At 62.9% G+C, this 24,289-nt stretch carries 20 protein-coding genes and 1 tRNA gene; 4 read left to right on the forward strand and 17 right to left on the reverse strand.

Going from position 1 to position 24,289, the window contains the following annotated elements:
- Positions 1-5: 5 nt before the first annotated feature.
- The 6 genes from ACK4FH_RS13310 to ACK4FH_RS13335 all read right to left on the reverse strand — a co-directional run bounded on the left by ACK4FH_RS13310 (position 6) and on the right by ACK4FH_RS13335 (position 7,524).
- Positions 6-281 (reverse strand): HU family DNA-binding protein, encoded by a 276-nt coding sequence (locus ACK4FH_RS13310; RefSeq protein ID WP_409668381.1) that lies wholly within the window; start codon positions 279-281, stop codon positions 6-8.
- 197 nt (positions 282-478) lie between these two features.
- Positions 479-2,926, reverse strand: coding sequence for an endopeptidase La (gene lon / locus ACK4FH_RS13315; RefSeq protein ID WP_409814510.1), 2,448 nt, complete (start codon positions 2,924-2,926; stop codon positions 479-481).
- A gap of 281 nt (positions 2,927-3,207) precedes the next feature.
- Positions 3,208-4,473, reverse strand: coding sequence for an ATP-dependent Clp protease ATP-binding subunit ClpX (gene clpX / locus ACK4FH_RS13320; RefSeq protein WP_409814512.1), 1,266 nt, complete (start codon positions 4,471-4,473; stop codon positions 3,208-3,210).
- Between the two features lie 320 nt (positions 4,474-4,793).
- Entirely contained in the window at positions 4,794-5,423 is a 630-nt protein-coding gene (locus tag ACK4FH_RS13325) for an ATP-dependent Clp protease proteolytic subunit (protein ID WP_409814515.1), read from the reverse strand.
- 216 nt (positions 5,424-5,639) lie between these two features.
- Positions 5,640-6,155, reverse strand: a complete 516-nt coding sequence (locus ACK4FH_RS13330; protein ID WP_409814517.1) for a GNAT family N-acetyltransferase — start codon at positions 6,153-6,155, stop codon at positions 5,640-5,642.
- 70 nt (positions 6,156-6,225) lie between these two features.
- Complete coding sequence (locus ACK4FH_RS13335) at positions 6,226-7,524, reverse strand: type III PLP-dependent enzyme (RefSeq protein WP_409814519.1); 1,299 nt, start codon at positions 7,522-7,524, stop codon at positions 6,226-6,228.
- Positions 7,525-7,776: 252 nt separating this feature from the next.
- Here ACK4FH_RS13335 and ACK4FH_RS13340 point away from each other — a divergent pair, with 252 nt between their 5' ends.
- The gene (locus ACK4FH_RS13340) at positions 7,777-9,051 is read left to right on the forward strand and encodes a tetratricopeptide repeat protein (RefSeq protein ID WP_409814521.1); all 1,275 of its coding nucleotides are present in this window, start codon (positions 7,777-7,779) and stop codon (positions 9,049-9,051) included.
- Between the two features lie 56 nt (positions 9,052-9,107).
- On the opposite strand, the gene tig is transcribed toward ACK4FH_RS13340, so the two are convergent.
- The 4 genes from tig to ACK4FH_RS13360 form a co-directional block, all read right to left on the reverse strand.
- The gene (gene tig, locus ACK4FH_RS13345; RefSeq protein WP_409815311.1) at positions 9,108-10,643 is read right to left on the reverse strand and encodes a trigger factor; all 1,536 of its coding nucleotides are present in this window, start codon (positions 10,641-10,643) and stop codon (positions 9,108-9,110) included.
- A 35-nt stretch (positions 10,644-10,678) separates the two neighbouring features.
- Positions 10,679-10,763, reverse strand: a tRNA-Leu gene (locus tag ACK4FH_RS13350).
- A 110-nt stretch (positions 10,764-10,873) separates the two neighbouring features.
- The gene (locus ACK4FH_RS13355; RefSeq protein ID WP_409814524.1) at positions 10,874-12,376 is read right to left on the reverse strand and encodes an NAD(P)H-hydrate dehydratase; all 1,503 of its coding nucleotides are present in this window, start codon (positions 12,374-12,376) and stop codon (positions 10,874-10,876) included.
- A gap of 55 nt (positions 12,377-12,431) precedes the next feature.
- A complete protein-coding gene (locus ACK4FH_RS13360) occupies positions 12,432-13,013 on the reverse strand; it encodes a histidine phosphatase family protein (protein ID WP_409814526.1) in 582 nt (193 codons plus the stop codon).
- A 129-nt stretch (positions 13,014-13,142) separates the two neighbouring features.
- Here ACK4FH_RS13360 and ACK4FH_RS13365 point away from each other — a divergent pair, with 129 nt between their 5' ends.
- A complete protein-coding gene (locus ACK4FH_RS13365; protein WP_409814528.1) occupies positions 13,143-13,505 on the forward strand; it encodes a DUF4870 family protein in 363 nt (120 codons plus the stop codon).
- A 56-nt stretch (positions 13,506-13,561) separates the two neighbouring features.
- Here the strand turns inward: ACK4FH_RS13365 and ACK4FH_RS13370 are convergent, their stop codons facing one another.
- The 4 genes from ACK4FH_RS13370 to ACK4FH_RS13385 form a co-directional block, all read right to left on the reverse strand.
- Entirely contained in the window at positions 13,562-14,113 is a 552-nt protein-coding gene (locus ACK4FH_RS13370; protein WP_409814531.1) for an acyloxyacyl hydrolase, read from the reverse strand.
- Between the two features lie 179 nt (positions 14,114-14,292).
- Positions 14,293-15,849 carry an acetyl-CoA acetyltransferase gene (locus tag ACK4FH_RS13375; RefSeq protein ID WP_409814533.1) on the reverse strand — a complete coding sequence of 519 codons (1,557 nt, stop codon included), beginning with the start codon at positions 15,847-15,849 and terminating at the stop codon, positions 14,293-14,295.
- Between the two features lie 110 nt (positions 15,850-15,959).
- Positions 15,960-16,619 carry an alpha/beta hydrolase gene (locus ACK4FH_RS13380; protein WP_409814534.1) on the reverse strand — a complete coding sequence of 220 codons (660 nt, stop codon included), beginning with the start codon at positions 16,617-16,619 and terminating at the stop codon, positions 15,960-15,962.
- Positions 16,616-17,788 (reverse strand): aminotransferase, encoded by a 1,173-nt coding sequence (locus ACK4FH_RS13385; protein WP_409814537.1) that lies wholly within the window; start codon positions 17,786-17,788, stop codon positions 16,616-16,618. The genes ACK4FH_RS13380 and ACK4FH_RS13385 overlap by 4 nt, the downstream gene beginning before the upstream one ends.
- 325 nt (positions 17,789-18,113) lie before the next feature.
- Between ACK4FH_RS13385 and ACK4FH_RS13390 the strand changes: the two genes are divergently transcribed.
- Positions 18,114-18,452: a P-II family nitrogen regulator gene (locus ACK4FH_RS13390; protein ID WP_409814540.1), complete on the forward strand. Its 339-nt coding sequence runs from the start codon at positions 18,114-18,116 to the stop codon at positions 18,450-18,452.
- A 148-nt stretch (positions 18,453-18,600) separates the two neighbouring features.
- A complete protein-coding gene (gene glnA / locus ACK4FH_RS13395; protein ID WP_409814542.1) occupies positions 18,601-20,007 on the forward strand; it encodes a type I glutamate--ammonia ligase in 1,407 nt (468 codons plus the stop codon).
- Positions 20,008-20,068: 61 nt separating this feature from the next.
- On the opposite strand, the gene ACK4FH_RS13400 is transcribed toward glnA, so the two are convergent.
- From ACK4FH_RS13400 to ACK4FH_RS13410, 3 genes are all read right to left on the reverse strand, one after another.
- Positions 20,069-20,833 (reverse strand): hypothetical protein, encoded by a 765-nt coding sequence (locus ACK4FH_RS13400; protein WP_409814545.1) that lies wholly within the window; start codon positions 20,831-20,833, stop codon positions 20,069-20,071.
- A gap of 556 nt (positions 20,834-21,389) precedes the next feature.
- The gene (locus tag ACK4FH_RS13405) at positions 21,390-22,907 is read right to left on the reverse strand and encodes an SLC13 family permease (protein ID WP_409814547.1); all 1,518 of its coding nucleotides are present in this window, start codon (positions 22,905-22,907) and stop codon (positions 21,390-21,392) included.
- 12 nt (positions 22,908-22,919) lie between these two features.
- Positions 22,920-24,218 carry an NADH:flavin oxidoreductase/NADH oxidase family protein gene (locus ACK4FH_RS13410; protein WP_409814549.1) on the reverse strand — a complete coding sequence of 433 codons (1,299 nt, stop codon included), beginning with the start codon at positions 24,216-24,218 and terminating at the stop codon, positions 22,920-22,922.
- Positions 24,219-24,289 lie beyond the last annotated feature (71 nt).

The raw sequence follows: 24,289 nt of genomic DNA on the forward strand, positions 1-24,289 counted from the left end.
GACGATCAGCTGTTCACGGCGTCCTTCAGACCCTTGCCGGCCTTGAATTTCGGCTGCTTCGACGCAGGAATCTGGATCGTCTCGCCGGTACGCGGGTTGCGGCCCTCGGTGGCAGCGCGGCTCGACACATTGAAAGTACCGAAACCAACCAGCCGGACCTCTTCGCCCTTTTTCAGAGATGCCGTGATGATATCGAAGACATAGTCGACGGCCTTGGTCGCATCGGCCTTGGACAGGCCGCTCCGGTCCGCCACTTCTGCTATCAGATCGTTCTTGTTCACGTGAGGCCCCTCTCCAGATGCGATGGCGGGAATCCAAGGATTCCCTTGAGACTAGGGAGTCTACCCGTCGGCCAAAGAGGGGGTCAAAGTAAAATCTAAGGATTTCTGCGGAAAATTCAGGCGGCACGGAGATTAAAAACGGGAGCCAAGTGGCTCCCGTTTCATGTTTTTTGCCGCTTTGCCTGAAATTATGGCGATTAATGGGCCGTCAGCTGTTCCCCCGCATCCGGGCGTTTGCCGGCTGCGGCCTGTTCGGCAAGCCAGGCTTCCTCGTCCCATTCGATGGGCTCCGGCATGCGGGTAAGCGCGTTGCGGAGCACCTCGTCGATGGTATTTACCGGCACGATTTCCAGACCGTTCTTCACATTGTCCGGGATGTCGGCCAGATCCTTGGCGTTGTCCTGCGGGATCAGCACCTTCTTGATGCCGCCGCGCAGCGCCGCGAGGAGCTTTTCCTTTAGACCGCCGATGGGCAGCACCCTGCCCCGCAGCGTCATTTCACCGGTCATGGCAACATCCTTGCGAACCGGGATGCCGGTCATCACCGAGACGATCGCGGTCGTCATGGCCGTGCCCGCGGAGGGGCCATCCTTCGGCGTTGCGCCTTCCGGCACGTGGACGTGGATGTCGCGGCGGTCGAAAAGCGGCGGCTCGATGCCGAAGCGGGTCGCCCGCGAGCGGACATAGGAACTGGCCGCCGAGATCGACTCCTTCATGACTTCGCGCAGATTGCCCGTCACCGTCATGCGGCCCTTGCCGGGCATCATCACGCCTTCGATGGTGAGGAGCTCGCCGCCGACTTCGGTCCAGGCCAGGCCTGTCACGATACCGACCTGATCCTCGCCCTCTATCTCGCCGAAGCGATACTTCGGCACGCCGGCATAATCCGCAATGTTCTCCTTGGTGAGGCTGATCGACTTCCGGTCCGGGTTTGTGAGGATTTCCTTCACCGCCTTGCGGGCCAGATTGTTCAGCTCACGCTCGAGATTGCGGACGCCTGCCTCGCGCGTGTAGACGCGGATGAGATGGCGCAGCGCCTCGTCGTCGATCGACCATTCGCCCTTGCGCAGGCCATGCGCCTCGACCGCCTTGGCGATGAGGTGGCGGCGGGCGATTTCGACCTTCTCGTCTTCCGTGTAGCCGGCAATGCGGATGATCTCCATGCGATCCATCAGCGGCTCGGGAATGTTGAGCGTGTTCGCCGTCGTCACGAACATGACGTCGGAGAGGTCGTAATCGACTTCGAGATAGTGGTCCGCGAAGGCGTTGTTCTGTTCGGGGTCGAGAACCTCGAGCAGCGCCGCCGACGGGTCGCCACGGAAATCCGAGCCCATCTTGTCGATCTCGTCGAGCAGGAAGAGCGGGTTCGTGTGCTTCACCTTCTTCATCGACTGAATGACCTTGCCGGGCATCGAGCCGATATAGGTGCGGCGGTGACCGCGGATCTCGGCTTCGTCGCGCACGCCGCCGAGCGACATGCGTACGAAGTCGCGGCCGGTCGCCTTGGCGATCGACTTGCCGAGCGATGTCTTGCCGACGCCGGGCGGGCCGACGAGGCAGAGGATCGGACCCTTGAGCTTGTTCGACCGGCTCTGGACCGCGAGATATTCGAGGATGCGTTCCTTGACCTTGTCGAGACCGTAATGCTCGGTGTCGAGGATCGTCTGCGCGTTGGCGAGATCCTTCTTCACGCGGCTCTTCTGCTTCCAGGGAACGGAGAGCAGCCAGTCGAGATAGTTGCGCACGACGGTCGCTTCGGCCGACATGGGGCTCATCTGCTTGAGCTTCTTCAGCTCCGCCATGGCCTTTTCGTTGGCTTCCTTCGAAAGCTTCGTCTTCTGGATGCGCTCTTCAAGCTCGCGCATCTCGTCCTTGCCCTCGTCGCCGTCGCCGAGTTCCTTCTGAATGGCCTTGAGCTGCTCGTTCAGGTAGTACTCGCGCTGCGTCTTTTCCATCTGGCGCTTGACGCGCGAGCGGATGCGCTTCTCGACCTGGAGGACACTGATCTCGCCTTCCATGAGAGAGTAGACGCGCTCCAGCCGTTCGCTGACGGAGGACATTTCGAGAAGCTCCTGCTTCTCGGGAATCTTGATGTTGAGGTGGCTGGCGATGGTGTCGGCGAGCTTGGCGGGATCCTCGATCTGGCCGATCGAACCCAGCACCTCCGGCGGCACCTTCTTGTTGAGCTTCACATAGCCGTCGAACTGCGAGACGACGGAGCGTGCGAGACCTTCGAGCTGCTCGGTGTCGCCTTCCGCTTCATCGATCATCTCGATTTCGGCTTCGAAGAATTCCTCATTGCCGGTGTAGCGCTTCACGCGGGCGCGGCGCACACCTTCGACGAGCACCTTCACGGTGTTGTCCGGCAGCTTGAGCAACTGAAGGACGGTGCCGACGGCGCCGATCTCGTAAATATCGTTCGTGTCCGGATTGTCGTCCGCGGCGTTCTTCTGCGAGACGAGCAGAATCTGCTTGTCGTCCTGCATCACGTTTTCAAGCGCGCGCACCGACTTTTCGCGGCCGACGAAGAGCGGCACGATCATGTGGGGGAAGACGACGATGTCGCGGAGCGGGAGCACCGGAAGCACCAGGGTCTCGCCCTTGCCCGATCCGCCTGCCTGCCTGTTTTCGTCTGAGTCTGTCATGCTCGGATACCTGCCTTACAAATGTCTGCCGCCCACCGCGAGTGACAGCCTACCATTCGAATCTGAACGAATGCTGATCTGCCGACCGTCCTCTCAGGATAGCTGGATTCGGCGGAATTCCGCCCGCTATCGAGGCTCTTTCGGACGATTGCCTGTGGAGCGTTTGCCCCGTCAGGCGCGGCGCGGGTGGGCCAGCTGGTTAAATAGAAAATGGCCCTGAAAGCACGCGCTTTCAAGGCCACCTTCAATTCTCAAAAAACGTAGCGTTTCCGGGCCTTCACTCAGGCGCTGGTGCCGACATCGCCCTGCCGCTCGGCGTAGATGTAGAGCGGACGGGCCTTGCCCTCGACCACTTCGGCACTGATGACGACTTCCTCGACGCCTTCCAGCGTCGGCAGGTCGAACATCGTGTCGAGAAGGATCGACTCGAGGATGGAGCGCAGGCCACGGGCGCCGGTCTTGCGTTCGATCGCCTTGCGAGCCACGGAGCGCAGCGCCTCTTCGGAGAAGGTGAGCCTCACATTCTCCATTTCGAACAGGCGCTCATACTGCTTCACCAGCGCGTTTTTCGGCTGGGTCAGAATGGTGACAAGCGCCTCCTCGTCGAGGTCTTCCAGCGTCGCCAGAACCGGCATACGGCCGACGAATTCCGGGATGAGGCCGAATTTCAGCAGATCTTCAGGCTCCAGATCCTTCAGCACGTCGCCAGTGCGGCGCTCTTCGACATCCTTCACCGAGGCGCCAAAGCCAATGCCTGCACCCTTGCCGCGCTGGCCGATGATCTTTTCGAGGCCCGCGAAGGCGCCGCCGCAGATGAACAGGATGTTCGTCGTGTCAACCTGCAGGAACTCCTGCTGCGGGTGCTTGCGGCCGCCCTGCGGCGGCACGGAGGCTACCGTGCCTTCCATGATCTTGAGCAGGGCCTGCTGCACGCCTTCGCCCGACACGTCGCGCGTGATCGACGGGTTGTCGGACTTGCGGCTGATCTTGTCGACTTCGTCGATATAGACGATACCGCGCTGCGCACGCTCGACATTGTAGTCGGCGGACTGGAGCAGTTTCAGAATGATGTTCTCGACGTCTTCGCCGACATAACCGGCTTCGGTCAGCGTCGTCGCATCCGCCATCGTGAAGGGCACATCGAGGATGCGGGCGAGCGTCTGCGCGAGCAGCGTCTTGCCGCAACCGGTCGGGCCGATCAGCAGGATGTTCGACTTCGCGAGTTCGACGTCGTTGTTCTTCGCCGCGTGGTTCAGGCGCTTGTAGTGATTGTGGACCGCGACCGAGAGCACGCGCTTGGCATGCTTCTGGCCGATCACATAATCATCGAGCACTCCACAGATTTCCTGCGGCGAGGGAACACCGTCACGCGACTTCACCAGCGAGGATTTGTTTTCCTCACGGATGATGTCCATGCAGAGTTCGACACATTCGTCGCAGATAAAGACGGTCGGTCCCGCGATCAGCTTCCTGACCTCATGCTGGCTCTTGCCGCAGAAGGAACAGTAGAGCGTGTTCTTGGAGTCGCCGCCGCTCACCTTGCTCATAAGAACTCCTTAGTAACCCACAGACCCGGCCGGACATGCCTGGCTGATTTCCGATGCACCAACCGTGCCTGCCATCCGGGGCCCTTTCAAGGCGCCCGTTTCGTGTACGCCTGACACCGCGAAACGGATGCTGGAAACCCTCGCCCCACTGCCATACGAGCATGTTATTCGCGGGGGGATCAACATTTCATTACCCGCGAAAAGGCTCGCCATGCCTCGAAAAATGGCGGTTCCCTGCGCCGCAACGGCCCGAATCTTGTGCAACCCCCGCCCGTCCGGGCGGCAGGTGCGAGGCGAAATGCCGCAAAGTGGCGCTAATTTCAGCCTTTTTTCGCGCCGTCGGCAGACCGCTCGACACCGATATGGTCGATGATGCCGAATTCCTTGGCGCGTTCCGGGCTCATGAAGTTGTCGCGTTCCAGCGCATCTTCGACCGCTTTCAGGCTCTGGCCCGTGTGCTTCACATAGATCTGGTTGAGCCGCTCGCGAATCGCGATCGTCTCACGCGCATGGATTTCGATGTCGGTCGCCTGGCCCTGGAAGCCGCCCGAGGGCTGGTGAACCATGATGCGCGCATTCGGCAGGGCGTGACGCATGCCCTTTTCGCCGGCAGCGAGAAGGAGCGAGCCCATCGAAGCCGCCTGGCCCATGCAGACGGTCGCAACCGGCGGGCGGATGTGCTGCATCGTGTCGTAGATGGCGAGGCCCGATGTCACAATGCCGCCTGGCGAATTGATGTACATCGAGATTTCCTTCTTCGGGTTTTCCGCCTCGAGGAAGAGAAGCTGCGCGGTGACAAGCATTGCCATGCCGTCCTCGACCGGACCGGCCACGAAGATGATGTGCTCTTTCAGCAGGCGCGAGAAAATGTCGTAGGCGCGCTCACCCCGGTTGGTCTGTTCGACCACCATCGGCACGAGGTTCATGTAGGTATCGATGGGGTCTTTCATATTCTCTCCTGGGCGTCGGACCGGAATGCCTGTTTAGCAGGCCGCGCCTCCCTCGTGCAAAGGGCCCGGCGGGCGCTTTTTCCATGCGGGTGCATGAAAAGGCTTAGTCCGATTCGGTAAATGGACGGTTCCGAACACTAGCGCAAGGTATATAGGCGCGGAAATGACGCATTTCGCCCCTTCTGCCATCATGGTCTTGCAGGACTTGCCGCAGCGTTACGCAGCCTTGCTGGCCTTCTCCGTCCCACCTGCCCGCACAACCATGCCGGAAACGCCCGTGAGCGCACCTGCAACGAGTTCGCGGGCGAGGAAACGGGCGGGATCGACCCAGCCCGGCAGTTCAAGCCGGCGGGCGAGCGCCCTGGTAAAACCGAACCGGCGGTAATAGGGTTCGTCGCCGACCAGAATGACGATGCGATGGCCTTCGGCCGTGGCGCGGGCGAGGCCCGCCTTCATCAGGCGGCTGCCGATGCCCTCACCCTGGCGCGAAGGCGCGGTGACGAGAGGACCGAGCAGAAGGGCCGCCGTGCCGCCTTCGATTTCGACGGGCCAGAAGCGGAGCGTGCCGACGACTTCGCCCTTGTCGAGCGCGACAAGCGAGAGCGAGGCTTCGGCATCCACGCCATCGCGGAACCGGTACACGGTCTTTTCAAAGCGGTCCGGGCCGAAGGCCTCGGCGACCAGCTTTTCCACGGCCGGTCCGTGGACGAGTTCTTCCTGAACGATCTTCATATTCTCAATCCATGTGGCGGGCGGGCGCGGCAGAGCCGCGCCCTTCCCCAACCATCAATGCGCAATGCGATCAGATGCAGACGCTGGCGAGCGGCGGGAAGCCATTGAACGCGACCGCCGAATAGGTGGTCGTGTAGGCACCCGTTGCGAGGATCCAGACCTTGTCGCCTGCTTCGAGGCTCGACGGAAGACGGTAATCCGTCTTCTCGTAGAGGATGTCGGCGCTGTCGCAGGTCGGCCCGGCAAGGACGACGGGCGAGGTATCGCCGCCATCCTTCGAGGTCAGCAGGCGATACTTGATCGCCTCATCCATCGTCTCGGCGAGGCCGTGGAACTTGCCCGCATCGAGATAGACCCATCGTCGCGCATCGTCGCCGCCCTTTTCGGAGACGAGGACGACTTCGGCCTGGATGACGCCGGCATCGCCGACGACGCCGCGGCCGGGCTCGACGATCACGTCCGGCTGATTGTCGCCGAAGTGACGTGCAAGCGCCTCGCGGATCGCCGCGCCATAGGCGGCAATCGAGGGCACGTCGGTGCGGTAGCGCGACGGGAAGCCGCCGCCCATGTTGACCATACGCAGGTTCACACCGCGCGCCTCAAGCGTGCGGAAGAGCGACAGCGAAAGCGCCAGCGCCTTGTCGTACTGGGTGAGGTCGGTCTGCTGCGAGCCGACATGGAAGGAAACGCCATAGGCATCGAGGCCGAGTTCCTTCGCGCGCACGAGCAGGTCTGCAGCCATGTCGGGCTCGCAGCCGAACTTGCGCGAGAGCGGCCATTCGGCGCCTTCGCATTCCATCAGCACGCGGCAATAGACCTTCGAGCCGGGCGCCACGCGGGCGATCTTGTCGAGCTCGGCGGCGCTGTCGAAGGCGTACATGCGCACGCCCTTCGCATAGGCCTCCGCAATGTCGCGTTCCTTCTTGATCGTGTTGCCGAAGGAGAGACGGTCGGGCGACACGCCGTGGCTGAGGCAGAGATCGATCTCGCCCATGCTGGCCGTATCGAAGGCGGAGCCGAGGCCCGCGAGCCGCGAGACGATCTCGTCGGCCGGGTTCGCCTTCACCGCATAGAAGATGCGCGCCGCCGGCAGCGAGCGGGCAAGCTCATCGAAATTGTGGGCGACGATGTCGACATCGACCACAAGGCAGGGCGAGGGAATGTCAGCCGTCGCGAGATAGCGCGCGATCTTGGGGGGCAGGCCGCCCCGCTCGAGCGGCAGCTCGGCCGCCTTCGGCACGAGGCGAAGGCGCGGCTTGCGGCGCGATGATGCCTTGGCAGATACCGGCTTGGTGGCCGGAACCGACTTGGCGGCGGATTTCGTGGAGATGCGCGAACGGGCACGGCGGCCCTGCTCGGAAGCGAACATCGTAAACACCCTTTTTCAGACCCGGCTCTTTCAGAGTCCGGCGTGATCCAAAAAGGACGCTTTCCGTCGTTGCATAAACCTGCGATGGGCCAGCGGCACGTGCGTGTGCGTCTTGTGATGCGCGGAGATATAGGTATCGCCGAGTCCTTGCAACAGGTTTTTCTTGGGCAGGCGAAGTTTTTTACTAACAAAATCCTAACGACGACCTGTCTTCATTCAGCCACAATCGGCGACGGACGACGGAGGGAGCGAATGCCGGGCATCAAGAGGATCGGACTCATTGCGGGCGCGGGGCTGCTCGTCCTGCTCGCCCTTGCCGGCGCGCAGACGATCTACGTCACTTTCGCAAGCGGACTGGCAGAGGCACGCAAGGCCTACCGCGCCGCAGACACCGACCTCGCCATCGACCGGCTTACGGCGGCGACCGGCTCGCCATTTCTGCTGCCCCACCAGAAGGCGGAGGCCTACAGGCTGCGGGGGGAGACTTTCTACGTGCTCAAGGAAGACGAGAAGGCGCTGGCGGACTTAAGCGAAGCAATCAGGCTCGCGCCGAGTGCCGCCTCATACCGGCTCAGAAGCTCCGTGCATGAGCGCGGCGGCCAGTACGACGAAGCGATCGCCGATCTAACCGAGGCGCTGGCGCTCGCCCCATCGGATATGCCCTCGCGGCTCGGCCGCGCTTTGCTGCATGAGAGCTATCTCAATCACCATGCGGTGATCGAGGATTACGGTCTGATCATCGAGCACTATCCGGCTTTCGCGAGTCATGCTCGTCGCAAGCGTGGAACGGCCTATGCGGAGCTCGGCGAGATCGAGAAGGCCATAAGCGAAATCGCCGCCATACCGCTCGATGGTTCATACGACTATCAGGGGCATGTCGGGCGCGGTATCGAGTTCGACAACATCGCCGCCTATGACCGGGCGAAGCAGGAGTTCGACGCGGCGATCAGGCTCCAGCCGCGAAATGCGCGAGCCCTTCTCGCGCGCGGCGTTTCCGGCATCGCTGCCGGGAATTTCGAAGGCGCGCTGCGCGATCTCGACGCGGCTACCGGCCTCGATCCCGACGAGAGCTTCGCCCACTACGGACGCGGCAGGGCGAATTATCACTTGGGCCGGATGGCGGTCGCGAGGAAGGAACTCGAAGCGGCGCTTGCGGCCAACCCGTCCTACATCTTTCCAGCTCTCTGGCTGCACCTCGTCCATCTCCGCACGGGCGGGCCTCAGCCGGCCATTCTGCAATCCCATGCCGAATCCTTCGGCGTGACCTGGCCGCGCCCGATCTTCAACCATTTCATCGGCGCGCTGGACCGGGAAGCCCTGTTCGACAAGGCAGCCGAAGGCACCCCCTTCGTGCAGCGCGAGCAGCTTTGCGAGGTGCATTTCTTCCTCGGCGCGGCGCTGGCCGCGCGGGGCGACCGGCGCGCGAAGGAGCCACTGGAAGAGGCGCGCAAGATTTGTCCGCGAGCCTTCGTCGAATATTCGGCGTCGCTGCACGAGTTAAACCGGCTCGCGGCGGGACAGCGGTAACAAAAAGGCCCGGCGCAAAGCCGGGCCTTTGATGTCTGGAGCGAAGGAAGCGCCGCTCAGTCTTCTTTCTTCTTCTTGGGAGCGGCCTTCTTGGCGGCGGGCTTCTTCTCGCCGTCCTCGTCCTTCTTGGCAGCGGCCTTCTTCGCCGCGGGCTTCTTGGCCGGCTTGGCGTCGCCATGATCGTGGTCGTGGTCGTGGTCATGGTCGTGATCGCAGTTTTCGTCATGGACATGATCGTGGTCGTGATCATGCTCATCCGCGTCCGGGTCGGTGAAGAGTTCGTCGCGGCTCACCAGCTTGTCGGTCACGGTCGCGAGTTCGGCGATGAAGTCCACCACCTTGTCCTCGAAGATCGGAGCACGCAGTTCCTGAACGGCCTGCGGGTTCTGCTGGTAGAACTGGAACACCTGCCGCTCCTGGCCGGGGAACTGGCGGGCGCGCTCGGCAAGCGCCTGGTTCAGCTCCTGTTCGGTCACGGTGATTGCATTCTTCTCGCCGACTTCGGCCAGCACGAGACCGAGGCGGACGCGGCGTTCGGCGATCTTGCGGTACTCGGCGCGTACTTCCTCTTCCGGCTCGTCGAGATCGGCGGCGGTCTTGTTCTGGTGCTGCAGCTCATGCTCGAACTGCTGCCAGATCTGGTTGAACTCCTGCTCGACCATGGTCGGCGGCAGCTCGAAGCTGTGCAGCTCGTCGAGCTTGTCGAGCATGGCGCGCTTCAGATGCTGGCGCGACATGCGGGCATAGTCGCTCTTCATCTGTTCGGCGAGCGCCTCGCGGAGCTTTTCGAGGCTATCGAGGCCGAAGCGCTTGGCGAACTCGTCATCCACCTTCACTTCTGCCGGCGCCTTCACTTCCTTCACCTTCACATCGAAGACGGCGTCCTTGCCGGCGAGATGTTCGGCGCCGTACTCGGCCGGGAAGGTCACCTTCACTTCGATTTCGTCACCGACCTTGGCGCCGACAAGCTGTTCCTCGAAGCCGGGAATGAAGCGGCCCGAGCCGAGCTCCAGATTGGCGTCCTCGGCGGAGCCGCCATCGAATGCGTCACCGCCGATCTTGCCGACGAAGTCGATTGTGAGGAGGTCGCCGGTCTCGGCTTTCGCGCCTTCGGCGCGGGCTTCGAAATTCTTCTGGTTTTCGGCGAGGCGCTTGACGGCCTCGTCGATCTCCTCATCCTTCACGTCGGAGGTGAGGCGCTCCAGCGAAACCTTCGAAAAGTCCGCAAGTTCGAAGGCCGGGATGACTTCGAAGCTCATCTTGAAGGTGAGGTCGGATTTGCCGTCGATAACATCCTGGATTTCGCCTTCGAGGTCGATCGCGGGCTGGAAGGCGGGACGGAGGGACTCACCCTCGATCGCCTTCTGGGTCGATTCGCCGACCGTCTCCTGGATCACCTCGCCCATGACCTGCTTGCCGAAGGTCTTGCGCAGATGGCTGAGCGGCACCTTGCCGGGGCGGAAGCCCTTGAGGCGGACCTGGTTCTTCAGCTCGTCGAGCTTCGCGCCAAGCTTGGCTTCCAGATCCTTGGCCGGAACCTGAATCTTCAATTCGCGCTTCAATCCGTCCGCGTTCGTAACCGTGACCTGCATCGTCCAATCCATTTTCATGTGCCGGGCTTCCGGCCTGGTGCGGGCGGAGGGACTCGAACCCCCACGCCTTGCGGCACTGGAACCTAAATCCAGCGCGTCTACCAATTCCGCCACGCCCGCGAGAAGGGCGCTGGCGTGCCCCGAAAGGCCAGCCGGTCCCCAATTTGGCGCTCTCTATATCAAGGGCATGGGGGGAACGCCAGCAAAAGCCGCGAATTTGGACGAGAGGCTCAAAGGGCGGGCAAGAGGTCGCGGAATACCGCGGGCAGCATCTCGGGGAGGTCTTCCGAAATGAGGCCAGGGCCGAAATACCGCCCTGCCTCGCCGTGGAGCCAGACGGCGGCGGCGGCGGCCTCGAAGGGTGGCATACCCTGCGCCAGGAGAGCCAGAACGATGCCTGCGAGCACATCGCCAGAGCCTGCGGTGGCCAGTTCCGGCCCGGCATTGCGGGCGATGGTGGCGCGGCCATCGGGCGCCGCGACCACGGTGTCGGCGCCCTTGAGGATAATGATGGCAGCGGCCTCGGCAGCCGCCTTGCGGGCGCGGTCGAGCTTCGAGCCGCCCTCCTCCACGATTTTTGGGAAAAGGCGGGCGAACTCGCCCTCATGCGGCGTCATCACCACGGGGCCCGCGAAATAGCCCTTGATGGCGACGAGGAGGTCGCGCGGGATTTCGGCAAATGACGTGAGCGCATCGGCATCGAGCACGGTGGCGGCGCCGGAGAGGAGCGCGGCCAGCACATTCTCGCGCGTGGCGGGGCCGACGCCCGCGCCGGGACCGATCAGCAATGCGTTCTTGCGCTTGTCCTCGAGAATGGCGGTGAGATCGTCCGCGCCGTCGAAGACCTGCAGCATGATGGAAGTGAGTTGCGCGGCATTGATGAGGAGTGCCGAGGGCGGCGAAGCGACGGTGACGAGGCCGGTGCCTGCCCGGAGCGCGCCGCGGGCGGCAAGGCGCGCAGCACCCGTATGCGACGCACCGCCTGAGACGACGACGGCATGGCCCTTCGTATATTTGTGGCTGTCGAGGCGCGGGCGCGGGAAGGCGTGCGCCCAGAGAGGCGGCGCGTTCAGGAACGCCGCAGGCCTGATCTCGGACAGCACGGCGGCATCAATGCCGATATCTGCAACCTTGACCTCGCCGCAATAAAGCCTGCCCGGCAGCAGCAGGTGGCCCGGTTTCGCGCGGAAGAAGGTGACGGTGAGTGCGGCGGCAAAGGCTGCGCCGCGCATGGCGCCTGTGTCGCCGTCGATGCCGCTTGGTACATCGACCGCCACCACGGGGATACGCGCCTCGTTGATGCGCTTGATCGCTTCTGCGGCGACTCCTTCGACGTCGCGGGCAAGCCCGGCGCCGAAGATCGCATCGACCACGAGCGAGGCACCGCGCCCGGCATCGGCATCGAGCGCATGAATGGCGCCCGTCCAGCGGTCCGCCGCAATCGCCGCATCGCCTTTCAGCGCATCGCGCCTGCCCAGCAGGAAAAGTGTGACAGGCCAGCCCTGCTCCGCCAGCAGGCGCGCCGCAACAAAACCGTCACCGCCATTATTGCCCGGCCCGCACAGGACCGACACCGGCCCTTGCCGGAAGCGCGCAACGATTTCCCGCGCCACCGCCGCACCCGCATTCTCCATAAGGGTAATGCCCGCCTTGCCGCGCGCGATGGTCATGGCGTCGGCGCGGGTCATCTCAGCGACGGAGAGGAGCTCGATGGAATCAGCGGGCGGTTTCATGGCCGCACTATAGACCTGCAAATGCGGCAGGGAATTGATGATTTCGAGACCTGGCTCAATTCACCTTCGTATCGGCTTCCCTGCCCTGCTCCACCAGCTTCAATGCCTTGCCGGATGTTTCGAACACGGTCACCGAGCAATTGTCGGGGCGGAAACAGACGAGGCGGTCGTCGCCCGTGGCGAGGCCAGCGGCGACATTGATCGCGATGAAATGCGAGAAGATCACCGTGTCGTCGGTGAGTTCCGTCAGCGCCGTGCCGACAGCATTGCGCCAGGCGACAAGATCGAGCGCACCATTGCCATTGTTCTCCGGCAAGCTCGCCTCCGCCCATGTGCCTGCCATGAGACGGCGGAGCCAGACGCCGCGCTCGGCGAGGTCTTCGACGGCGGAGGGGACTTCGGCGACGCGGGGCTCGATATAGGGTACGCGGCCCCAGAGTGTCGCCAGCGGCTCGCTCGTCTCGCGACAGCGGCGCAGAGGCGATGTGAGAATTGGCAGCTTCCGTCCCACGCGCGTCTCGATCTCTCGGGCGACGGCTTCCGACTGGGCGCGGCCCTTTTCCGACAGGCCGGGGTCCATATCGGCGTCCCAGCCCGCAGCGGCTTCGCCATGGCGGATCATGTAAATAGTGGGCATGGGTTCTCGTCCTGCTTCAATTCCCGATGCCCCGTTTGTCGGCGAGGCTGAAGCGGATTGCAAGGCAGATGGAAGAGCCGGTCTGAAAGGGATAGCCTTTTAAGCAGCGACTCATCAGAGGAGGCCTCCATGTCCGAGACGCAGCCGCCCGCCGTTCAGCCCGCCGCAGGCGATCTTGATGCCGCAAAGCTCATTTACGTTCTCTACTTCATCGGGGTTGCGACGGCTATCACCGCCATTGCCGGCGTCATTGTCGCCTATCTGAAGCGGGGCGACGCGCCAGCGATTGCCGTCTCGCATTACACCTTCCAGATCCGCACCTTCTGGATCGGGCTTCTCTTCAGTGTGATCAGCGCCGTGACGCTGGTCATTGGCATTGGCTTCCTGCTCGGTTTCGCAACGCTCGTCTGGTATCTGATCCGCTCGATCAAGGGCTTCATGCTGGCGCTGGACGGCAAGGCGGTGGCCGATCCCGAAACCTGGCTCTGGTAAGAAAAATGCCGCCGGTATCTCTCCGGCGGCGCATATCGATCAGGATTGCAGGCTGCTCAGAAGGAATAGCCGAGCCGGATGCCCGCATTTGTCAGGCCATCATTCTGATCGCAGAGCGAGGCGTTCGACATGTGCTCGACGCTCGCCATGATCGACAATTGCGGCGTGATGCGGTAGCCGATCGAGCCGCTCTGATGGAAATTCGCACGGCAGCCGAAATAGCGCTTGTCCGGACGATTGCCCTTCAGATCGCCATCGTGAATAGCGCCGCCAATGGCACCGTCGATGAAGAGATTGTCCGTGAGGTTGAAGGTCCAACCGAGCACATCCAGATAGACGAGGCTCGTACCTGGACCACCGCTCAGCGTGCCGCCAAGGCGCGGGCGCGGATTGCCCGCCCAGGAGAGAAACGAAGGCGTCTCGAAGACCAGCTCAACATTGATGTCGGCGTGATCGTCTTCGCGCGTCGTGCTGAACGGATCATGCGCGAAGATGCCGCCACGAATTTCATCGACAAAGGCAGAAGCCGGGACGGAAAAAGAAACCGCGCCAAGGCACAAGGCAACACAGCCAGCCGCAAGGCGGCGTCCAACAAGTTCAATTGGCAAGGGAACCCCCCCTGATATCTCAACAAGGCCGCATCTCTACCCACGGCTTCGATCAATCAGGACGCACCCCGGACTACGCCTGACTTTCTTTAGGCCGGTAAGTTGAACTGAACATATCATGCAAACCGGACGCATTGGCAGTGTGAAAAAGCCACAACCGCCAATGATCCTTCGCGACGTCAGTCCGGCGTGAAAATGTTAACGCTGCCATCGGCGGCCGAGGCCACGGTTCCGCTCCGGCCAAGCTGATCGCGCGACAGCATTTCCTGGAGCGTGGCCGGATCGTTCGGCGTGTGGGCGACGAAACGGGCATCGTTTTCGGCGAGACGGCCGAACAGGATGGCGAATTCCGGGCCGCCGCGGCCGTGCACCACGGTGTAGGTCTCGATCTTCGCCTTGCCGTTCGGCTTTTCCTCGACCCTTGGATGCTTCTCGGCGTCGATCTCGGCCTGATAGGTGGCCGGGTTCTCACGCTCCCACTTGCCCTCGCGCGGCGTTGTGGAATAGAGGCCGAGGCCGTGCTTCGTCACGTACCAGCCATTCGAAGTGACGAGACCTTTCGTGCCGGGCTTGGCGCGGAGCTTGTCGATCATGGTGGCGATGGAATGCATGACATAATTGTTACCCGCACCGCCAAAGTAAGGCAGGCCGCCCGTGACGGTGAGGGCGCGCGGATCGTCCTCTGCAATGCCGAGCTCGTTGCGGCCGATCTGCACGGCAGACGGGAAGCAGGAATAGAGATCGAAATAGTCGATCTGATCGATGGACCAGCCCGACATGGCAAACGCCTTCTTGCCCATCATGCGGATGGCGGGCGAGGAATGATAGTTCACGCGCTCTGTCGGATACCAGAGATCGTTCGCATCGGCGCAGCCATGGAGGAAGACCCATTTCGACTGCGGCACGCCAAGCTCGCGCGCCTTCTTCACCGACATCATCACCACGGCGGCGGCCTGATCGACCTGCATGATGGCATTCATATACTTCGTGTACGGAAAGCCGACATAACGGTTGTCATCGGTCGGCGTGGCGATTTCCTCTGCCGTGCGCGCAATCGGGAACCAGGCCTGCGGGTGCTTGGCGGCAATCTCGGTGAAGGGCGCCATGAGCCGGCCGATCGCAAGCTGATGATCCTTCACGCTGCGGCCAGCCGCGCCGCGGATTGCGTTTTCGAACATCGGATAGATGTTGACCGGAAACTGCAGCTTGTGGCGCTTCTCGACTTCGGTGACGCCGAGCTTTTCGACGCCGATGTCGATGCGTTCGCCACCGGGGTTCTCATCGTGCCAGGGGAGCATCTTGCCCTGCCCCAGCGCGCGCATCAGCGTACCGAAACATTCCGAACCGGCCACAAGCGCGATCTCGGTTTCGCCGCGGGAAATGAGTTCTGCCGTGTGGTTCACGAGGAGCTGGGGCGTGTTGCCGCCAGTCGGGCCGTAGCAGGTTTTTGAGGGGTTCGCGCCGAGCAGGTTCGCCAGCGTCTTTGCCGCATTCGGATAGCGGCCGAAGGGAAGGCGCGCCGAATCCGGGCTGTCGGTAATGAAGCGGACCGTCGTCACATTGTCGACGAGGTCCCAGAGCTTCTTGCCGAGGCCGGTATCGGCGGCGGCGGCTTCGGCCGCATCGGCCATCAGATGCATCGGCGACTTCGCCTTTTCGACATCCTTTTCCTTCTGGACGAGCTGGCCGCAACCGACCAGTACGGGCATGCGGTCGTCGAGCTTGATGTCGGACATCGGAAGTCTCCCTGATACTTATTAGTTCGTGGCGCTAACCATTTGCCGGGAAGAATAACGGCTGCATCCGGCCTGTCCAGCGGGCCTTGATGCGGCGCGGCGCCGCTGCGTCAGGCACCGTGCTTGTCGCGGAAGGCAAAGGCGGAGAGAAGGAAGCGGGCGCCATAGATCAGCGCATCGGCATTGACGGCATGGCCGAGGTTCGGCAGCGGCACGCCCTGACAGACGATCCCCGCCTCCGTCATCGCCTTCACAGAGGTCATCATCCCGTAGAGCGGTGCGAGCCGATCCTGCTCGCCATGAACGAGCATGACCGGCGGCTTCGACGTCATTTCGTCCTTCAATCTGTCAGCCCCGACGAGACCGCCCGAATAGCCAAGCACGGCTGCGGGCGCGACGGCGCGGCGGAGCCCTAGATGCAGCGCCATCACCGTGCCCTGGCTGAAGCCGACCAGCGCGAGGCGCGAGGCATCGAGCCCCACGCGCGCGAGTTCGGCGTCGATGAAGGCATGGAGCCGCGGCGCGGCGTCCACCGCATCGTCATAGAGTTTCGGATCGCCTGCCGGGCGCTTGCCGATCCATTGAAAGCCGCCATCTTTCGTTTCGATCGGGCCATCGGGCGCGACGAAGGCGGTATTCGGCATGGAGCCTTGCCAGTAATCGGCAAAAGCTATCAGGTCGGCGCCGGTGGAACCGAAGCCATGCAGGAAAACGACGAGCCATTCCCCCTTGCCGGAGGCGGCATCGCGGCGCTGCGCGTTCAGCGTCACGCCGTGCCGCCCTTCGCGTAAGCTTTCAGCCGCGCGCTTGCTTCCTTCAGGATCGCGTCCTGCTTGCAGAAGCAGAAGCGCACGAGATGGCTCGGCGCATCGGGCGTCGAATAAAAGGCGGAGAGCGGGATGGCGGCGACCTTCGCCTTCACGGTGATCTCGCGGCAGAACTCCTCATCCGTGCCGTTGAATCCGAGAGAGCGGAAATCAGCGCTCACGAAGTAGGTGCCATCCGCGGGCAGCACATCGAAGCCCGCCTCGCGCAGACCATCCGAGAGAAGATCGCGCTTCGCCTCGAGCGATGAGGCGAGGCTTGCGAAGTAGTCATCATCCTTGCCGAGGCCGTAGGCGACGGCGGATTGCAATGCGGGTGGCGTGGTGAAGGTGACGAACTGGTGCGTCTTGCCGACGACTTCCATCAGATGCGCGGGGCCGGTGACATAGCCGATCTTCCAGCCGGTGAGCGAGAAGGTCTTGCCCGCCGAGCCGATGCGGAGGGTGCGCTCGCGCATGCCGGGCAGCGTCATCAGCGGGACGTGGCTGTGGCCGGAAAAGACGAGATGCTCATAGACCTCGTCACAGACGGCATAGGCGTCGTGGCGGACGATCAACCCGGCAAGGCGCGTAAGTTCAGCGCGGGAGAAGACCTTGCCGACGGGGTTCATCGGCGAATTGAGAAGGACGAGCTTGGTGCGCGCCGTGAAAGCCGCCTCGATCTCCGCGAATGGGAGCGACCAGTCCGGCGGCGAGAGCGGCACGGGGACGACTTTCGCGCCCGACGCCTCGATCACCGGCCGGTAGCTGTCATAGGCGGGCTCGAAGATGATCGCCTCGTCGCCCGGATTGAGCAGCGCGATCAGGCAGTCGGCCAGCGCCTCGGTGGCGCCGGATGTCACCATGACTTCCTTCTGCCAGTCGATGTCGAGGCCGTAGAAACGCCTGTTGGCGGCGGCGACGGCCTGACGGAGCGCGGGCAAGCCCATCATGGGCGGGTACTGGTTCGGGCCGTCGATGATGGCCTTCGCGGCGGTCGCGCGGACATCATCCGGCCCCTCATCGTCCGGGAAGCCCTGGCCGAGATTGATCGCGCCATGCTCGGTGGCGAGCGCCGACATGACAGTGAAGATGGTGGTGCCGAGAGCCGAAAAAACGCCGTTTGCCGCCCGCATGCCGCCTGCCTCGTTGCTTCGCGAATGCCCGATTGCCTGCGGTTGTCGCGGGGCGAGCGGGTGCTGTCAATCGGGTCTGCCCTGCCCGCCAGCTGGCGGATTTCCTCATGTCCGGAAGGGTTGATTAACGCGCAGCCACTATTTTAGCCAATTAGCCTATATTTTGTGCATTTCTTCTGCATAAAATAGCAGCACGCTGCAACGCGCAGGAATTCAACCTATTGATTTCACTAGGGCTTCGCCCTCCGGTGCGGTTGGCACGAGCCGTGCTAACCAGTCTGTACATGGTTGCGGGCGGCGAGCCCATGAACAAGGAAGTCAGCGAATGAAAAAGATCGAGGCAATCATCAAGCCGTTCAAGCTCGACGAAGTGAAAGAGGCGCTGCAGGAAGTGGGACTTCAGGGCATCACCGTTACGGAAGCCAAGGGCTTCGGCCGGCAGAAGGGACATACGGAGCTTTATCGCGGCGCCGAATATGTCGTCGATTTTCTGCCGAAGGTGAAAATCGAGGTCGTGCTGAACGACGAGCTGGTGGCGAAGGCTGTGGAAGCGATCCAGGCAGCCGCGCGCACTGGCCGCATCGGCGACGGCAAGATTTTCATTTCCAATGTCGAGGAAGCGATCCGCATCCGCACCGGGGAAACCGGATCGGAAGCCATCTAGCGGACACGAAGGAGCGGCGATAACGACTACGCATTGACCCCCGATACGAAGGCGCGCAGCGGCCCCCATACCGCCGCGCGATACATCCACGAGAGGGCGAAAGCCCAACGCAAGAACCCCTAAAGGACAACAGGGAAAAGAGGACCAAATGGCTGGCAAATCTATTCAGGACGTCATCAAGGAAAAGGACGTGAAGTACATCGACCTGCGCTTCACCGATCCGCGCGGCAAGATGCAGCATGTCACTTTCGATGTCGGCTTCTGCGATGACGACTTCTGGGCCGAGGGCACGATGTTCGACGGTTCGTCGATTGCCGGCTGGAAGGCGATCAACGAGTCCGACATGGTCCTGCTGCCCGACACGGCAACGGCTGTGATCGACCCGTTCTATGCCCAGACGACGCTTGCCGTCTTCTGCGACATTCTCGAGCCCTCGACCGGCGAGCCCTATGCCCGCGACCCGCGCGGCACGGCGAAGCTGGCCGAAGCCTATGTGAAGTCGTCCGGCATCGGCGACACGATCGTGTTCGGCCCGGAAGCCGAATTCTTCATCTTCGACGACGTGAAGTTCTCCGCCAATCCGTACAAGACCGGCTTCGAGCTCGACTCCGTCGAACTGCCGACCAACACGGATACGCATTATGAGACGGGCAACCTCGGCCACCGTCCGCGCACCAAGGGCGGCTACTTCCCGGCAAACCCGATCGACTCCTGCCAGGATCTCCGCGGCGAGATGCTGACCGTCATGGAAGAGATGGGCGTCCACATCGAAAAGCACCACCACGAAGTGGCGGCGGCGCAGCACGAGCTTGGCACCAAGTTCCAGACGCTGACCAAGGCTGCGGACCACATGCAGATCTACAAGTATGTGATCCACAACGTCGCGCAGGCCTTCGGCAAGACGGCGACCTTCATGCCGAAGCCGGTGTTCGGCGACAACGGCTCGGGCATGCACTGCCACCAGTCGATCTGGAAGGACGGCAAGCCGCTCTTCGCGGGCAACAAGTATGCCGACCTCAGCCAGGAATGCCTCTGGTATATCGGCGGCATCCTGAAGCACGCCAAGGCGCTCAATGCCTTCACCAACCCCAGCACGAACAGCTACAAGCGCCTCGTGCCGGGCTATGAAGCGCCTGTGCTGCTCGCCTATTCGGCGCGCAACCGTTCGGCCTCCTGCCGCATCCCGCATGGCACGTCGCCGAAGTCGAAGCGAATCGAAATCCGCTTCCCCGATCCGACGGCGAACCCCTATCTCGCCTTCGCCGCGATGGCGATGGCGGGCCTCGACGGCATCGAGAACAAGATCGATCCGGGCGCGCCGATGGACAAGAACCTCTACGACCTGCCGGCGGAAGAGCTGAAGAACATCCCGACCGTTTGCGGCAGCCTGCGCGAAGCGCTGGTCGCGGCCGATGCGGACCGCAAGTTCCTGACCAAGGGCAACGTCTTCACCGACGAGCAGATAGACGCCTATCTCGAACTGAAGTGGGAAGAATGCCTGCGTTACGAAATGACGCCGCACCCGGTCGAGTTCGACATGTACTACTCGGTCTGAGCCTTACGGTTCAGAGAGACGGAAAGGCCGGAGCGAAAGCTCCGGCCTCTTTTGTTTAGGCTCACGCCTGATGAAGCGTGAAGCGCGTGCCGCAGATGGTGACGCTGTTGCCTTCGACCGGCAGGTCGCGCTCGCGGGCCTTGGCGAGTGCGGCGGCGGGGTCTGACATTGCGATGTCGATGCCGGTGACGCCGGTGCCGTCTGCATCCACAGGCTCAATGAAGCGGACATTGCCGCGAGTGAGGCGGAGCGACGGGGCGCCCTTGCCCTCCTCCACCGGCACGGCGAGCAATTCACCCCAGCGGGCGGCGAGTGCGGCAGGGGCTTTCGTCTGCACGGTCGCGCCGAGAATGGCCGTCGCATTCGTGGCTTTCGCCTTGCGCCAGTCATCGCCTGCGGGCGGCCAGTCGCTGTCCGGGTCGAGCCAATTCTCCACGCCCTTCACGCTGTCGATCGAGGTCAGCACGCCACCGAAATCGGCCGGGTGGAAATGGGTGAAGACATAACGCTTGTCCATCGCCGCGATCTGACGCGCGCCGAGGCCCAACACACGCTCGCGGTGCGCCAACGCATCCGCCACCTCGAAGATCAGCATGTAGCCTGCATCGCCGCCGCGGCGATGGAGATAGCGAAGTGCCGAGGCGTCGTCCTTCACGGGCTGCACGACTTCGAGAAACTCGCCGCCGACCGGCATCACCGCATTGACGAGGCCGAATATGGCGACGCCCGGATCGCGGAAGGCGACCTTGAGCCCCAGCACCGCCTCAAGCTCCGCCACAACCGGTTCGAGATCATGCGCGACGAGCGCCACCTGCCTCAGCCACATGTTTCATCCTCCCTTTTTTCATTGCCGCGAAACTGGCCGTGCCGGGCGGCGCCGTCAAGCGCCGCGTCACACGCCGCCGAGGAGCCATTCTGTTTGTGTACGGAGTATTTTCGGTCAACAAGACTGACTCATATGGACTTACGGGAAATGCCTATTCCAGTTGACCTTTCCGTGTTTTGGGGCGTAGCATTTTCATGTCTGATGAAGGAGGAGGTTTACGAAGATGACCCCACCGACGCGGTTCTGCAGGGACTGAACCAGAAGACTTTTGATACATGCCAAGCTCTGACGCGGATCACAGGTGCGGCCGGTCAGCAAATCTTATAGGCCAGGAAACAGCGCAAAGACAGCTTGACGCCCAGGCCGTACTGATTGAGCGCGCAGGCAAAAAGGCATTGGAGACAAGCCCGGTTTCTCACCAGGGCGAGTGCGAGCAGCACATCCAGTAGCAACCCCGCAAGGAACGCCCGACAGGATCATCCGGGGCTTCCGTTGGAGCGGGGTTGCGCCTTTTGAATTTCATTCTTGCCCGCAATGCGAATCTCCGCCTGCAGCATCAGGATGATTGCGGCTGCGATGCCCAGTCCGGCAACACGCCATGTTCGATGCCGAAGACGATGGGGCCGAGGACATAGACCATCGCGACGATCAGCAGCACGAATGAGACGTTGAGCCACCACCCGGCCTTGGCCATTTGCGGCAGCGATATTCGTCCGCTGCCAAAGACGATGGCATTTGGCGGCGTGCCGACGGGCAGCATGAAGGCGCAATTCGCGGCCATGGCGGCGGGGATCAGCAGCAGCAGCGGATTTTCGCCGATGGTGATGGCGACGGCAGCGATCACCGGCAGGAAGGTTGCGGCCGTTGCCGTGTTGCTGGTGAGCTCGGTCAGCATGAGGATCAGCGCGCAGACGGCTGCGACGAGCAGGATGATCGGTATGGCGCCCGCGCCGTCGAACATGGTGCCGAGCCATGAGGCGACGCCATGCGCCTCGATGGCGCTGGCGAGGCTGAGGCCGCCGCCGAAGAGCAGAAAGACATCCCAGGGCGCTTTCTTCGCGGTTCCCCAGTTCATCAGGAATTCGCCGCGGCGGATATTCACCGGTGTCATGAAAAGCGCGAGCCCGCCGAGCAGCGCGATGCCCGTATCGGTGATGAGCGGGAAGACCTGCACGAGGAAGGGCTGCGTGATCCAGCCAAGCGCCGTCAACGCGAAGATGATGGCAACTGCGCGTTCCTGCTTCGAGAAGGCGCCGAGTTTCGATCGCTCCGACGCGATCACCTCGCGGGCACCTGTTATCTCCATGCCTTCGACGCGGAAGATCACCCGCGTCATCATGAACCAGGCGAGCGGCACGCCAACGAGCACGACGGGCACACCAATCAGCATCCATTCGGCAAAACCGATGCGCAGGCCGTAAGTCTGGTTGAGGAAGGCGGCGAGCAGCGCATTGGGCGGCGTACCAATCAACGTGCCCAGGCCGCCGATGGTGGCGCTGTAGGCTACCGCAAGCAGCAGCACGAGCGAGAAAGTCTGTGCGTGGTCCTTCGCCGTGTCGTCCTTCGCCTGCGCCTCGAGCAGCGCGATGACGGAGAGCGCGATGGGCAGCATCATCAGCGCGGTCGCGGTGTTGCTGACCCACATGCTGAGAAAGGCGGAGGCGATCATGAAGCCGGCGACGATGCGCGTCGGCCTCGTGCCCATGAAGCCGATCAGACCGAGTGCGATACGCTTGTGGAGCCCCCAGCGCTCCATCGCAAGCGCCAGCAAAAAGCCGCCGAAGAAGAGATAGATGATGGGATGCGCATAAGGCGCGGCGGCGCCGCGCATCTCGACAATGCCGAGCAACGGGAAGAGCGCCATCGGCAGAAGCGAGGTGGCGGGAATGGGGATCGGCTCGCAGATCCACCAGGCGGCCATCAGTGCAGCGACGCCTGCCGTGCGCCAGCCAAGTTCGCTCAGCCCTTCTGGCGGGGGCACAATGAAAGTGAGCAGGAGCAGCGCCGGGCCGATAATCCAGCCTGCAACCTGCCTCCGGCCGAAGCCGACCTTGTGCCCCTCGACGCTGTCCATGCCCTGCTCCGACTAGCGCTGAAGCGCAGAGGCTGTCTTCGCCTCGTTCTTCGCGTAATTGCGGAAGGCGGAGAAGACGCCCATCTTCGGGTCGGGGTTCTTCCCCTCGCCCATGCGCAGGATCTGCAGGCAGAACCAGCCCTGCTGGCCCCAGCCATTCATCGCCTTGATGAGATTGACGGGGCTATGCGGCCCGAGAATGCCCGGCCCGAGGCGGAGCGTCTTTTCATAGGCCGGCGTTTCCGCCGCTGCGCCGGAGAGAAGCTTGTCCGCGATTTCGGGGTCGACGCAGAGCGGACGGGCAATACCGACGACATCCATGGTGCCGCTCGCAAGCGCGGCGTTCATGCCCGCCACGGAGCGGAAGCCGCCCGTCACCATGAGCGGCATGGTGGTCGCAGTACGAATGTCCTTCGCATATTCGAGGAAATAGGCTTCGCGGGCGATGGTGCTTTCGCGGCGCGTCTCCGCCTTTTCGGGATGGAGCGTCATGTCGTCGAGACCGACCAGCCGGGGCTGTTCATATGTGCCGCCGGAAATCTCCAGCAGGTCGAGCCCTTCGGCATTGAGCCAGCTTGCGACGCGGATCGCATCTTCATGGCTGAAGCCGCCGCGCTGGAAATCCGCCGAATTGAGCTTCACGGAAACCGGGAAATCGGTGCCGACCGCCTTGCGCACGGCGCGCACTGTTTCCAGCAGCAGGCGGGCACGGTTTTCGAGGCTGCCGCCCCATTCGTCGGTGCGGGTGTTCACGTCGGGCGAGAGGAACGAAGAAACCAGATAGCCGTGTGCCCCGTGGATCTGGACGCCGGTGAAGCCTGTGTCGCGCGCCACGGAGGCGGCGAAGGCGAAGCGGCGGATGACATCCTCAATTTCGGCGCCGGTCAGCCCGCGCGGCTTGCCGAACTGCGCACCGGGCATGTCGAGCGCCTTGTCCGAAGGCCCCACCGGTTCCTTGTTGACGAGGGCGGGCGTCTGCCGGCCGGCATGGGAAATCTGCATCCAGAGATGGACGCCGTTTGCCGTGCCCGCCTTTGCATAGTCGCGGAGCGCGGCAATCGCCTCGTTCGATTGCGGCCCGTCGATCGCGACATTGCCGGGGCGCTCCATATAGCGGCGGTCGATCTGCACATTGCCGGTCAGCAGCATGCCTGCCCCACCCTCGGCCCAGCGGCGATAGAGGCGCACATGGGCCTCCGTCGCCCGGTTCCGTGCATCGCCGAGGCCCTCCGTCATGGCGCCCTTGGCGATGCGGTTCTTCAGCGTGGCGCCGCAGGGCAGCGTCAGCGGCGAGGCAATGGTGGCAGTCATTTCAGGGAATCCCTCCAACACGACAAATCCGGTCAAATGTGGCATATCCGGCCCCAAGGGCAAATCTCGGC

This window comes from Parvibaculum sp. (genome assembly GCF_046297875.1).
GTDB lineage: Bacteria > Pseudomonadota > Alphaproteobacteria > Parvibaculales > Parvibaculaceae > Parvibaculum.